13 protein-coding genes are annotated in these 12,865 nt (G+C 42.4%); 2 read left to right on the plus strand and 11 right to left on the minus strand.

What is annotated here, in order from left to right:
- Positions 1 to 12 precede the first annotated feature (12 nt).
- The 6 genes from OCV11_RS24900 to cyoA form a co-directional block, all read right to left on the minus strand.
- Positions 13 to 369, minus strand: coding sequence for a YibL family ribosome-associated protein (locus OCV11_RS24900; RefSeq protein WP_261897137.1), 357 nt, complete (start codon positions 367 to 369; stop codon positions 13 to 15).
- 118 nt (positions 370 to 487) lie between these two features.
- Complete coding sequence (cyoE, locus tag OCV11_RS24905) at positions 488 to 1,354, minus strand: heme o synthase (RefSeq protein WP_261897138.1); 867 nt, start codon at positions 1,352 to 1,354, stop codon at positions 488 to 490.
- Positions 1,355 to 1,363: 9 nt separating this feature from the next.
- On the minus strand, positions 1,364 to 1,678 hold the full coding sequence (gene cyoD, locus OCV11_RS24910) for a cytochrome o ubiquinol oxidase subunit IV (RefSeq protein ID WP_261897139.1): 315 nt from the start codon (positions 1,676 to 1,678) through the stop codon (positions 1,364 to 1,366).
- Positions 1,678 to 2,274, minus strand: coding sequence for a cytochrome o ubiquinol oxidase subunit III (cyoC, locus tag OCV11_RS24915; RefSeq protein ID WP_261897140.1), 597 nt, complete (start codon positions 2,272 to 2,274; stop codon positions 1,678 to 1,680). The genes cyoD and cyoC overlap by 1 nt, the downstream gene beginning before the upstream one ends.
- The gene (gene cyoB / locus OCV11_RS24920; protein ID WP_261897141.1) at positions 2,264 to 4,294 is read right to left on the minus strand and encodes a cytochrome o ubiquinol oxidase subunit I; all 2,031 of its coding nucleotides are present in this window, start codon (positions 4,292 to 4,294) and stop codon (positions 2,264 to 2,266) included. Before cyoB ends, cyoC begins: the two co-directional genes overlap by 11 nt.
- Before the next feature lie 5 nt (positions 4,295 to 4,299).
- Positions 4,300 to 5,280: a ubiquinol oxidase subunit II gene (gene cyoA / locus OCV11_RS24925; RefSeq protein ID WP_261897142.1), complete on the minus strand. Its 981-nt coding sequence runs from the start codon at positions 5,278 to 5,280 to the stop codon at positions 4,300 to 4,302.
- A 429-nt stretch (positions 5,281 to 5,709) separates the two neighbouring features.
- Between cyoA and OCV11_RS24930 the strand changes: the two genes are divergently transcribed.
- Positions 5,710 to 6,099 (plus strand): thiol-disulfide oxidoreductase DCC family protein, encoded by a 390-nt coding sequence (locus tag OCV11_RS24930; protein WP_261897143.1) that lies wholly within the window; start codon positions 5,710 to 5,712, stop codon positions 6,097 to 6,099.
- Between the two features lie 84 nt (positions 6,100 to 6,183).
- On the opposite strand, the gene OCV11_RS24935 is transcribed toward OCV11_RS24930, so the two are convergent.
- On the minus strand, positions 6,184 to 7,113 hold the full coding sequence (locus OCV11_RS24935) for a LysR family transcriptional regulator (RefSeq protein ID WP_261897144.1): 930 nt from the start codon (positions 7,111 to 7,113) through the stop codon (positions 6,184 to 6,186).
- A gap of 84 nt (positions 7,114 to 7,197) precedes the next feature.
- Between OCV11_RS24935 and OCV11_RS24940 the strand changes: the two genes are divergently transcribed.
- Positions 7,198 to 7,416, plus strand: a complete 219-nt coding sequence (locus OCV11_RS24940) for a DUF2798 domain-containing protein (RefSeq protein ID WP_261897145.1) — start codon at positions 7,198 to 7,200, stop codon at positions 7,414 to 7,416.
- A 184-nt stretch (positions 7,417 to 7,600) separates the two neighbouring features.
- Here the strand turns inward: OCV11_RS24940 and OCV11_RS24945 are convergent, their stop codons facing one another.
- The 4 genes from OCV11_RS24945 to OCV11_RS24960 form a co-directional block, all read right to left on the minus strand.
- Entirely contained in the window at positions 7,601 to 8,323 is a 723-nt protein-coding gene (locus OCV11_RS24945) for a YebC/PmpR family DNA-binding transcriptional regulator (protein ID WP_261897146.1), read from the minus strand.
- 87 nt (positions 8,324 to 8,410) lie between these two features.
- Positions 8,411 to 8,620: a DUF3283 family protein gene (locus OCV11_RS24950; RefSeq protein WP_261897147.1), complete on the minus strand. Its 210-nt coding sequence runs from the start codon at positions 8,618 to 8,620 to the stop codon at positions 8,411 to 8,413.
- 155 nt (positions 8,621 to 8,775) lie between these two features.
- Positions 8,776 to 8,979: a PA3496 family putative envelope integrity protein gene (locus OCV11_RS24955; protein WP_068716121.1), complete on the minus strand. Its 204-nt coding sequence runs from the start codon at positions 8,977 to 8,979 to the stop codon at positions 8,776 to 8,778.
- A 617-nt stretch (positions 8,980 to 9,596) separates the two neighbouring features.
- Positions 9,597 to 11,573, minus strand: coding sequence for a replication initiator protein RctB domain-containing protein (locus OCV11_RS24960; RefSeq protein ID WP_261897148.1), 1,977 nt, complete (start codon positions 11,571 to 11,573; stop codon positions 9,597 to 9,599).
- Positions 11,574 to 12,865 lie beyond the last annotated feature (1,292 nt).

Raw genomic sequence — 12,865 nt, forward strand, 5'->3', positions numbered from 1 at the left:
GTGTGAAAGGCGTTAGAAAGGACGTGGTGCGAAACCAGTCATCACTTCTAGCTTAAGCGCTTTACCTTCTTTGGTCATTGGGTGTACGACCACGAGACCTTTTACTGATTTTTTAAGTTTACCGAGGTCTGCCTGCTCAGCTTTCGTTAGCTCACGAGCAAACTCCATTTGATTCAAAGTGCGACGTGTTTTATTCACTTCGAATTCTTGCTTGTGTTTCAATTGGGCAAGCTTTTTGGTGAGCTGATCAATTTCGTCAGTGAAGCGAGAAATGAGCTCTTGGTCGCCACGTAAACGTGCTGTATCTAGTTTATGGCGACGAGTGTCGAGGCGGTTGTTCAATTGTTGAATTTCAGTATTTAAGCTCATTTGATTCAGCTCTGTTGGAGAAAACGGCGCGTAGTATAACATCTTCCGCTAGCCCACTGAAACTGAAAAACAAAGGGCACTCCGAAGAGTGCCCTTACTGTATTGAAAACTCGAAGATTTAAATCGCCGCAGTCATCAGCTCCAGCCCTAAGACAGAACTGATTCCCATCACAACAAGCAAAGAGACTTTGAATACCGATTTAGACCAAGCCACGTAATTTTCCTGAGTGACTGGTTTGAATGTCACACGAGTCCACATAAAGCAAACCGCGCTAGCAACAACCAAATACTCGTATCCAGCTTCCCCAACAAGGAAAAGTGCTAAAGCAACCAGATTGAAGGCAACAACGTAAGCCATCATGTGCTTACGAGCTTTCTCAATCCCTGCCACTACGGGTAATACGGGAATGTTAGCGTTACGGTAATCTTGCATACGAAACATCGCAATCGCATAAGAGTGTGGCATTTGCCAAATGCAGAACAGAGCAAACAGCAACACACCTTCAATATTGATGTAATTTGTGACCGCAAGATAACCAACTAGCGGTGGAACAGCCCCAGAAACACTGCCAACAAGTGTGCCGTACACGGAGGTACGCTTGTACCACATAGTGTAAAAGAACACGTAAAACACGTATCCCAACAGCACAACCACAGCAGAGAGTGGATTTGCTTCACGGTAAATCAAAGCCGTACCAGCGATAAGCAGCACAAGAGAGAAGATAAACGCATGATCTGGGTTAACTTCTCCTTTGGCTAACATTCGATTGCAAGTACGCTCCATTTTCAGGTCGATATCACGATCAAATATGTTGTTAACAACACAACCAGAGGCAATCACCATTGCTACCCCAAGCAGAGTGTTCAACAGCAACATACCATTGGCAGCTTCTGATTGAGCAGCGAGAAAGAATCCCGCTGCTACAGAAATCAGATTACCAACAATAATCCCTGGTTTGGTGATAGAAAGGTAACCTTTAAGCATGGTGCCCGCCTACATTGCCATATTGATATTGAGGTTCCACATAATCCAGATAGAACCACCAATAACGATCAACACAACAATCGCAGAGAACATCAGAGAAACGAAGTTCCAGCGACCTTCTTCTGTCTTTATTTCCATATGTAGGAAGTAAATGAAGTGCACAATTACTTGGATAATTGCACAGCCAAACAGAATCGCGTAGGTTGCCGCATGAGACAGGCTTTGAGTACCCGCGTAATAGAAAGGAACGATGGTCAATAGCAGTGATGCGATAAAACCAATCACATAACCTTTCACACTGGATTCGGCGTGTTGACTACTCATTACATCACCCCTACTAGATAAACAAATGTGAATACACAGATCCAAACGATATCAAGGAAGTGCCAGAACAAGCTTAGACAGCCAAAGCGTGTCTCCATTGTTTCGGTAAGTCCTTTTTTGTTCAATTGAATCAAACAAACTGCCAACCAAATCAGACCGAATGTTACGTGCAGACCGTGAGTACCCACTAGCGTAAAGAACGCAGATAGGAACGCACTGTGATCAGGACCGTAACCTTCAGCAATCAGATGATGGAATTCGTAAATTTCCATACCGATGAAGCCAGCACCGAAGATGAAAGTAATCACCATCCACAGTTTTAGCGCACCGATCTGTTTGCGTTTCATCGCGATAACGCCGAAACCAAACGTGATACTACTCAGTAGCAGCAGCATGGTTTCAACGAATACGAATGGCAGTTCAAAAATGTCTTTGCCAGACACGCCACCAGCAGTGGCGTCTCTTAGGACTGCAAATGTTGCAAACAAGCTTGCAAACAAAATACAGTCGCTCATTAGGTAGATCCAGAAACCAAATAGCTTGTTTCCACCTGTATCATGGTGATGTTCGTGAGCATGCGCAGCATTAGCGTGCATAATTCACCTCCGCATCTTTGTCTTCTGAGTCTTGCTTAGCCGCTTGTGCTTTTGCAACGCGATCGCGATGCGCTTGCTCAATGGCTTTGATTTCTTCTACTTCCACATAGTAATCAACGTCATCGTTGAAGCTATGCCAAATAGAGGTTGCTACGAAGCCGATAAATCCAACAGCAGCAAGCCACCAGATGTACCAAATCATTGCAAAACCAAATACAAGAGCCCAGAAAGATACGTAAATACCTGTCGCAGTGTTCTTAGGCATGTGAATACGTTCGTACTCAACTTCTTTGTTCAAATCGTGCTCACCACGTTCTTTTTGATACCAGAAAGCATCAATCTCGTCCGCTTTAGGAATAATCGCGAAGTTGTAGAAAGGTGGTGGTGACGATGTTGCCCATTCAAGAGTACGACCATCCCATGGGTCACCAGTGACATCCATGTTTTGCTCACGATCGCGAACACTCACGTAGATCTGTACGAACTGGCATAGAACACCAACCGCAACTAGCGCTGTACCAAACGCAGCAACCGCTAGGAATGGGAAGTATTCTGGGTTGATGTCTTGACTTAGACGACGAGTCATACCCATAAAGCCAAGTGCGTATAGTGGTAGGAAGGCTAGGATGAAACCAATCAGCCAGAACCAGAAAGCACGACGACCCCAAGTTTCATTGAGAGTAAAGCCAGTTGCTTTAGGGAACCAGTAAGTGATTGCAGCGAAACAGCCAAACACAACACCACCGATAATCACGTTATGGAAGTGAGCGATAAGGAACACACTGTTGTGCAGTACGAAGTCAGCTCCAGGAACCGCCATCAATACGCCGGTCATACCGCCGATACTGAAAGAGATCAGGAAGCCGATTGTCCACATCATAGGTGTAGTGAACTGAATACGACCTTTGTACATGGTAAACAACCAGTTGAAAATCTTAACCCCAGTCGGAATTGAGATGATCATGGTCGCGATACCAAAGAAGGCGTTCACGTTTGCACCGCCACCCATAGTGAAGAAGTGGTGTAGCCATACGATGAAAGCAAGAACCGTAATTACAATGGTTGCCCATACAAGTGAAGTATAACCAAACAGTTTCTTACGAGAGAACGTTGCTGTGACTTCTGAGAACACACCAAAGACAGGCAGAACCAGAATATATACTTCAGGGTGACCCCATGCCCAAATTAGGTTGATGTACATCATCATGTTCCCACCCATTTCATTGGTGAAGAAGTGGAAACCTAGATAACGATCAAGAGTCAGTAACGCGATGGTTACGGTCAAAATTGGGAATGAGATGATTATCAGAATGTTGGCACATAGAGAAGCCCATGTGAACACTGGCATTTTCATCATTGGCATGGTTGGAGCACGCATGCGCAGGATGGTAACGAAGAAGTTAACACCTGTTAATGTCGTACCGACACCCGATATCTGCAACGCCCATATCCAGTAGTCGACCCCGACTCCCGGACTGGCCTGAATGCCAGACAGTGGTGGATAAGCCAACCAACCAGTACGGCCAAACTCACCAAGACCCAAAGACATATTGGTTAAGATAACGCCCACAACGAACAACCAGAAACTCAAGTTGTTCAAATATGGGAACGCAACGTCACGAGCACCAATCTGCAGTGGCACCACGATGTTCATCAAACCGATAACCAGAGGCATCGCTACGAAGAAGATCATGATTACGCCATGCGCAGTAAAGATTTGGTCGTAGTGGTGAGGTGGTAAGTACCCTGCTTCGCCCGCAGCTGACAGAGCCTGTTGGCTACGCATCATTACGGCGTCAGAGAAACCACGAATCAACATGACCATTGCCACTGCAATGTACATGAAGCCCAGTTTTTTGTGGTCTACTGAAGTAAACCATTCATTCCATAGGTACTGCCATTTACCTAGGCGAGTTACCCAAGCTACCACAGCTAAACCAATAATAGCGATGGCAGTTAACGTAACCATGATAATTGGCTCGTGGTATGGAACTGATTCTAGAGTTAATCTTCCAAACATCTCAATTACCCTTTGTGTTCAGTCATATGTTCATGACTTGTTTCTTGGTCCATTGTCATTGGCGCTCCAGCTTCTTTCATCTGGCTTGACATATGTTCCATTTTTTCTGCTTCCATCTCGTTCATAGAACCGCCCGGATGCTGCATTACAACTTGGTTGAATAGCCCATCAGGAACAGATGAATAGTAAGACACCGGATCATTGATGCTCGGTTTAGCCAAAGCTTGGTAATCAGAGAACTCTTTAAGAGCTTGGTTTGATGCTTTGACTTGAGTAACCCATTGCTTGAAACTCGCTTCATCAGGAAGTGCAGTTGCGGTAAATTTCATATGAGAGAAACCTTCGCCACTGTAACTTGCACCCATACCTTTGAAGTCACCCGCTTCATTCGCAATCAAATGAAGGCGTGTCACCATTGCAGGCATCGCGTAGATCTGACTTCCCAAACTTGGAATAAAGAATGAGTTCATGATGTTGTCTGCAGTGAGTTTGAATTTCACAGGAACATCTTTAGGGAATGCAACGTAGTTAACTGTTGCGATCTTCTCTTCGGGATAGATGAAGAGCCATTTCCAATCCATTGCAACCACTTCAATGGTCATCGTATGTTGACCATCTTGGGCAATAGGTTTGGAAGGTTCTAGGTGGTGGGTAGAACGCCATGTAATTGTCGCAAGAATTGCGATAATGATGATTGGAATAGTCCACACAACAACTTCAATTTTGCTGGAGTGAGACCATTCTGGCGCATACTCTTCGTGGTTCGTATTGCTTGCACGATACTTATAAGCGAAATAAATCGTCATAAGGATCACGGGAATGACAACAATTAGCATCAGAACCAGAGCTGTAAGAATAAGCTCTTTCTCCTGAACGCCAATATCGCCTTTCGGGTCAAGCAGCACAAATTTACATCCCGATAGAGCGAGGGCTAACATAAGTATCCCTGCCTTCGATATGATGCTTTTATATCTTGAGGCTTCCATTGACTTTCTCGACTGTATTATTTGCAGACTCCAAGAACAAAAGTGAGCACTTTAGGATTCTGCGGTGGATTTACATATGGTTTTTATAATGTGTTGAGCTTGTAGCAACGTTTCCGTAGGCAACATTTGTGAGCACGATAGTCAGAAACTTCGACTTACGTCCAACACCCTAACCAACATACAAAAACACAAATGTCACAATCGAAAACAAAATGTTACATCCGGCGCATTATGCTTACAAAAACCAGCAATCACAGCAGATTAAAATGCAATCTTACCTTTCATAATTGGAAACAATAAGTAAACATTTCCATAACGATGTTAAGGGCTTAACCCTCAATCGCCTGTAATTATAGGCTTTGACCGTTGATTTAGATCAAAAACAATTCTATTTTTGTGGACTAAAACCAATTTTTTATTCAGCAGAAGATGTCACAAATAAAGATCTTTTTTGATGGGAACTGCCCTCTCTGTGTACAAGAAATGGACAGTTTAAAACGTCACGATATTCACAACCTCATAACAACTATTGATATCAATCAGTTAGAACACACAACTTATAATGAAATCAATATAGTTGAAGCACGTAAAATCATACATGTTGTTAATGAAAATGGCATGATGTTATACGGTTTAGACGGTCTACACTGCGCGTGGTCAGCAGTGGGAAAAGGGTGGTTATATGGAGTGACTCGTTGGAAAATTTGGCGCAAGGGTTTTGATATTCTTTATCTCTATTTTGCTCGACATCGTTATCGCTTTTCGAAGCTCTTAACAGGCAAAGCAAAATGCAATAGTTCAACGTGCTTCAAAGAGTAAGAGACCACCATGCATACGTTTACAGTGTAAATAGTATGCATTGATAATACATAAGCTCTTTATATCAATTAGATATTGCACTACTCAGGATGAGCTGTTTGATGTTTCTCCGTCAATAATTGGAGTTTCATCCTCAATGGTCCTAGCCGCACTGATCAAAGCATCAATAAATAAACTTAAGGCCTTAGGTTGGTATTTGCGCGCTCGATAAACTAAATAAGATTGGCGAGTACCTCGATGAAACTGCTCCATGATGGGCAGCAGTTCTAAATGTTTAGCCAATTTTCGTACCGGTAGAGAAGCAACCCCCATACCTTTCTCAACCGCTCGTGTCACTGCATTGATGTCATTAATGACTAACTTCGGTTTCACCTTTATGACCTCAACCACATGCTCACCTTGATATACCGTAATATCAGAATGGCGATCAGTGAGAATCCAATCGGCATCAGCAAGCTGCTTTACCGTTTCAATCGGACCATAGCGATCCAGATAAGCTTGGCTGGTATAAAACTGATGCAAAGAGGAAAATAGGGGGCGAGCTACCATTCCCTCCATTCCAGACAAATCAAAGGTCATCGCTAGGTCTCGATCACTGGCTGGTGATGACAAATCCTGACTGAGCATCAATTCAATATTCACTAAGGGATAGGTTTCGATGAATTGCTCCACAACCTCAGCCACAAAAGTACGATAGAAGTTATTAGGCAGAGCCAATCTTATGGTGCCAGATACAAGCTGAGTCTGTGTTTGAATATCATCAAAAGCATACTCCAGATGCTCCATAACGCTTTGTAACGAAGAAAAGGTAATGTCCCCACTTTCTGTGGCCACCAGCTCTCTACCACGCTTTTCAAGCAGTCGAAAACCCAGTCGCTGTTCCAGCAGGGAAAGTCTTCGTGACATAGTGGATATCGGCAAATGCAATTTTGCTGATGCCTTTTGCAATGACCCCTCTTCAACGACGCAGAAAAACAGGTAGAGATCATCAATATTTCCATATATGGAATTCATATTTCATTTCTTGCTAATGTTTTTCATTATTGAATAGAGATATGGTGTCTCCCTGCAAGTGTCTTTAGTAAAGAGTGTGACTGAGTGAACCAAAAACAATTCTGGCTATCCGCCATTCTCTCATCTTTGGTTATGGGAACCATTATGTCTGGTGTGCTATCGGGCTACCGAATTGGCTTTGATTGGCCGCAATGGAAAGAAAACTGGCAAACAGGCTTTTGTGTGGCGTGGCCACTCGCTCTGTTTTTAAATCTCACCATTTTGCCCAAAATAAGACAGTTGGCGCATTGGCTGGGCAGATAGTTATTATACCCAAATGACCTCAAGATGCAGACTTCAGAGCTTCATCAACGGGCACAGGTCAAGCTCAATGACGGCAGGAATGGTCATTCCCTCTCAACGTCATTGGGCTTGTTGAAGTTACTTGGGCTTAGAAAACAAATACGCCGAGCTAATGCTCGGCGTATGACACTGAAATATTTAGCAATTAAGCTACGATTTCAGCGTTATGGTAAACCTGTTGAACGTCGTCACAGTCGTCTAGAAGATCAAGGAACTTCTGGAACTTCTCAGCATCTTCACCAGATACTTCAGTGTTGGTTTGTGGTACGAAAGTGATCTCTTCCACATCAAGTTCCAACTCTGGGAACGCTTCGTTCAGTGCAGTTTTCGCTTTGAAGAACTCAGTGTGAGGAGCGAATACAGTGATTACGCCATCTTCAAGCTCAACGTCAGTAACGTCAACGTCTGCCATCAACAAGGTTTCAAATACAGCTTCGTCATCTTCACCTTTGAACTGGAATACCGCTTGGTGTTCAAACATGTGAGAAACAGTGCCAGGGCTACCGATTTTTGCACCAGTTTTAACGAAACATTGGCGTACGTCTTGGAAAGTACGGTTGCCGTTGTCAGTTAGACAGTCAACGATAACACTTGCACCGCCAGGACCGAAACCTTCGTAACGTGCAGGTTGATAATCTTCACCTGAACCGCCACGAGCTTTATCCAATGCTTTATCAATAACATGGCCTGGTACTTGGTCTTTCTTAGCTTTAGTGATCAGAGCTCGAAGAGACAAGTTTGCGTCAGGATCTGCGCCGCCATTTTTTGCACAAACGTAAATTTCTTTACCGTATTTGGAATAAACTTTAATTTTTGCGCCTTGAGTTTTTGCCATTGAGGCCTTGCGCACTTCAAAACTTCTTCCCATCGGGATTTTCTCTCTGGTTCTATTTATTGCGGAGGATTTTAGCAGAAGGAACGATCTTTTCAATTTTCCACTGCAAAGACACAAGCGCTATGCTACGCCCATCACTCGTTTGTATTTTTCAACGGATCGCTCAAACCACTCTTTCTCTTCTTCAGAGCGAATGGTTTTTAGCTTACGAGCTATTTCTTCAGGTCCCGCTTTTGCCTGCTTTAACTTCCAAACGATGTAGGACGCTTGTTTATCAAGCTCTACCTTATTTTTCTCTTTGGCGTCTAACAGGGCAAGGTTGTAAGACATGAATCTACTCTCAGTCAAAAACGTTGCTGCGCAATATATCATAGGAACGACAAAAATTAAGAGTCAAAATGTGAGTTTACTTAGGATAAATCAAGAAAGGACGAAAAATGCGAAGGGTGGCATACGCCACCCTTCAGAGAAATAACTGATTTGTGTTAATGAAGTAAACCAAGTTCTTTCGCTTCTTCAATGGTTAACCCACTTTCTCGAATCTCACGCAGCATTTCTATGCGGCGACGAGCTTCAGCAGATTTCAAATCTTTACCAGGTCGGCGTTGCTGAGTATCCACTTCATCCGTGAAGTCCCACTTACTCGACACATTCGCCATATCATCATGGTCAAGAGAATTAATTGACATAAACACCTCCGAACAAAACCATGCTTGGGACAGGTATTCTTTAGCAAACGGCATACTCGTTGTTAAGAGTTTTTATTGAGGAATGTGATTTACTCGTGGGTTCGAACATATAGTGGTTTGGATGTATACATTCACTTTGATTAGCTCATCAGAGCGCTGTACATTTAAAAAATTCGCTTCTGTAAAAAACCGCTTAATTTTCATACCCCTTTATTATTACACCAACTTCTCAGCCTTCATTAATTTTACAACCTATAACGTCGTTATGATCATCGTTACGAAAGCATGATCATGGAAAGCAATCGGCCGTACAGATCCTCTCCTAAAAATACTCAGACAAAAACAGATCCGGAACAATGATCAAGAGAGTCGAGTGTGGTCTAGTCGTATGGGGAAAATGCACGAAAGAATGATCAAGGGTAAACAGCAGGCAAAAAAAAGCGAGTTCTTGGGGAGAACTCGCAAACTATTCAGAATGAATGTAACAATATGAGCCAATCTATTAATTCATCAGATAGGACAAAAGGTTGTCTATTCGTGGTAAATAGTATCTGCCAAACCGTTTGATAATGTCAGAGTGGCGTCAGGCTTCTGTCTAATGTTTGTCTATCAAAGACTCATACTTCTGTCATCAACTCATCTAAAGTACGGTATACCGATTCATCAAGGTGGCCCTCATAAACCTGCTTACATACTTTACGACGCACAGCCAAACCGGATATCAACCTCTCGATCGAAAGATGACGGTGATTCGATTGACTGTTATACAGTTCAATTAATTTACTTAAGGTTTCATAAGGGACAACATCATTTCCGACCCTCAAGTAATCAAGCTTATCTACGAGCTCCTGACACTCTGAACGAATTGATGCAGGTGAATGCCCGGTCATTGCAGCTAAAGCCGCTATACTGCGTTCTAGAGCCTCTGAGGAGGTATATTTCGACAAGGTAATCGTAATTTCATCCGCATTGATCTCAACCAGATGCTTACGCAGTTTAACGCGACGTCCCAAATTGCCCCTTGGTGATGATGCTTTACGCTGAATCGGTTCAAATTCACCATCAATCACTTCTGATAGCTCTTCAAGCTTCTGACGCGAGACCATTTCATGACGCAAAGGGTTAGGCAAGGTCGGAGCCATATTGCGCTTACCAGCGTTAGTCGTTCTCGCACGAGAGAAGCGCAATACCTCTTCAACATCGCATTTAATGTCGACTTGATAATCATGAACTTTGTCATTTTCCATCAAAGCGGTGATCGTTAAGTGATAACCCCAGAGGTTTACCAAAAACTCTTGATCATCGCCCTTCCCTTCTGACAATCGTTTCAGCTCACGGATCAGATCCATCGAAAAACGTCGCCATTCGATGTTACGCGCCAGTTTCTGATTCAATTCACTGAGCAGCATGACATCGGTGTGGCGACGCGACATACGGCTTCGAAAATACGAATAGAGCTGGAACACCAAGGTATGCTGACGCAAGATTTCAGGTGGAAAGAGGAAAAAATAATCTCGGGTTAAGAGCTCTTCAAAGAATGATGGCTCCCACACAAGAATGTACAAATTGGGTTTGATCCGGATCTCACCATCACTGTTTTCGGTAGGCGCTTCTTCAGATGCAGTGATCGTACGAGCTAAGAAGCGAAAACGATCGCTCTTAAAACCTTCAGGCATGTTTTCACTTAACCAACGGCCAGTTAATTCATGCAATTGAAAGTCTGTGAATTCAATACGATCAATACTGTCACGAATCGAATCACGCGCAGGACCGCTGTCTTTTTTGCCACGTAATTGCAAGATATCCGTGATATATAACGGAGTCTTATTGGGCATCTGGCGCGCATTAAGATGGTAATCTTCTTGATGATAATCGTGGTATTGCACTGTCAGAGTGAACAAAGCAAACAAAGTCATCAGATCATCGACAGTCATAATATTCTTCGATGATCGTGTTTCGATCACTGCACGAGTACCTGAAATTGATACCATTGATTTTTGGTAACTTTTACGTGTTCTTGGCGGCGCTAAGGCTTGATCAATGATCCCTGCCCAGTTTGTTGGCGAAACAACGAACTGTTCGGCTTCATCCTTCATGGCTGGTGGAGTATTTAATCCATGTTCATGAAGCAAACGTTGGTTTACTTGTGTTTGTGCTAGTGCTTTGGATCGTTTGCGTTTTTCACTTTGCTTCACTGACTCAGTCACAAGACTTGTTGCCCCTAAAACCGAGATCAATTGGTTGGGATTAACAAAGCGATGCAGCATGGTTTTACCCGCCAGCCCTTCTTCGAAGCGAACTGGGATCTGTTTAAATAAACCCACTGCAACGGCTGCACGTAGGCGTTGTTGGATTGCTGCTCGTGTTAATTTGCCATCAGTGGCTTCAATGAGCTCAGTGGTCGACACTAATCCATCTTTACTGCGAAAACCCTGAAGGGAGATTAAATTAAGTAATTCGATGATGCTTTTGGTGACACCTTTGAAATGCTGGTATTGTTCGATCCAATCAACAGCTGTCTCAGAAACTTCAAAAAGATGACCATCTTTATGGTTTCTTGGAGCCTTGATCAATAATTTTTCTTCAGAGGTCATGTTTAGATCCGTATCACACTAGCCGTAATATTGCCATGATTCCAAGAGAATAAAGAAAATCGGATCATAAATAAAGAAAAATTTGCTGCTTTTAAATAACTGATCTTTTTGATTATTCTGATTAATAATGATTAGAGTGATCTTATGATCTGGAAGAAGATTTTCGCATAACTTATTGATAGTTAATAAATAAAAATAACTACCTTCAAAAGCATGATCATGCTATTCCCGCAACGATGATCATTATGTATTTGAAAGCATGATCAATAACTTCTTGATCGATGATCATGATGATTACGAATAGATGATCAAAAGAACCCCCAAAACATGATCATCATTACCGCACAAGTTATCCACAAGATCGGCGTTTAAGTTCTCTCATGGATCGTTTTAATCTTCTTTCGCTTGCATAAAGTGATGCAAATTTATCTTTGAGTATCCGAAAGCATGATCAAGTGTAAGAACAAAATCGCACACTTGCTTTCTTTTTATCCCATTTATCAGTCTGATTAACACGGGTAGTGGAAACCGTTGACCCTGTGGCCTCTCGGGGGATGAATAGAAAGCATGATCAAGGTGATTTCTATGTTATGTCATGATGTTCTCTGTCGGTCGAATTGAGGTAGTTAAACGTTCTGTTATCGTCAAAGCTAGATTTCATCGGACATACGCCGTAATTCAGGTGATAATTCCCATGCTTCCGGACTAATATTTCACTTGATCATCGATCCGGAAAAAGATCGTTTGTTCAAAAGAGATATGAGGTGAATTTTGAGCGATATTTTTCCTTGATCATCGTTCCTGATCGCGATTAATGACCCGGAAGAATGATCACCATTAGCTCCTTGATCATCTTTCCATATGCTGACTTATCTTACAGTCGTGTTTGTTAACATTGATACGACAATTCAATCGTTGTTGAACTTAACGGTAAGAAAAGCCTTTTTCTCTCAATGTTACCGTCGAAATCACAGCTACCGTAATTTAGACAGGATAATTAATCGTTCCGAGAAAATTCTGGCTGAGCGGTTATATCTGTCATTATTGGAATGTTTAATCAGTTTACATTGTAAATAAGTGACATTGTCACACTTAAAATCTTTTTACAAAGTAGGGTAATGCGCTTCAATTTTTGAAGTGAATAAAGTGGACATATTTTGTGCTTGTTCATTTAATACCTATTATTCTGTCTATTTAATGTGATTTTCATCTAAAAGTGATTGTTCACCTTTTTCTTGTATATTTATAGATATGCTGTACAATTCTCTACAACGACCTACTTACGGAATTCG

Origin of the sequence: Vibrio porteresiae DSM 19223 (assembly GCF_024347055.1) — a bacterium.
In the GTDB taxonomy this organism is placed as follows: Bacteria; Pseudomonadota; Gammaproteobacteria; order Enterobacterales; family Vibrionaceae; genus Vibrio; species Vibrio porteresiae.

Coding starts and splice junctions, on each gene's coding strand:
- OCV11_RS24900 (WP_261897137.1), bottom strand. CDS start 369: ATGAGCTTAAATACTGAAATTCAACAATTGAACAACCGCCTCGACACT.
- cyoE (WP_261897138.1), bottom strand. CDS start 1,354: ATGCTTAAAGGTTACCTTTCTATCACCAAACCAGGGATTATTGTTGGT.
- cyoD (WP_261897139.1), bottom strand. CDS start 1,678: ATGAGTAGTCAACACGCCGAATCCAGTGTGAAAGGTTATGTGATTGGT.
- cyoC (WP_261897140.1), bottom strand. CDS start 2,274: ATGCACGCTAATGCTGCGCATGCTCACGAACATCACCATGATACAGGT.
- cyoB (WP_261897141.1), bottom strand. CDS start 4,294: ATGTTTGGAAGATTAACTCTAGAATCAGTTCCATACCACGAGCCAATT.
- cyoA (WP_261897142.1), bottom strand. CDS start 5,280: ATGGAAGCCTCAAGATATAAAAGCATCATATCGAAGGCAGGGATACTT.
- OCV11_RS24930 (WP_261897143.1), top strand. CDS start 5,710: ATGTCACAAATAAAGATCTTTTTTGATGGGAACTGCCCTCTCTGTGTA.
- OCV11_RS24935 (WP_261897144.1), bottom strand. CDS start 7,113: ATGAATTCCATATATGGAAATATTGATGATCTCTACCTGTTTTTCTGC.
- OCV11_RS24945 (WP_261897146.1), bottom strand. CDS start 8,323: ATGGGAAGAAGTTTTGAAGTGCGCAAGGCCTCAATGGCAAAAACTCAA.
- OCV11_RS24950 (WP_261897147.1), bottom strand. CDS start 8,620: ATGTCTTACAACCTTGCCCTGTTAGACGCCAAAGAGAAAAATAAGGTA.
- OCV11_RS24955 (WP_068716121.1), bottom strand. CDS start 8,979: ATGTCAATTAATTCTCTTGACCATGATGATATGGCGAATGTGTCGAGT.
- OCV11_RS24960 (WP_261897148.1), bottom strand. CDS start 11,573: ATGACCTCTGAAGAAAAATTATTGATCAAGGCTCCAAGAAACCATAAA.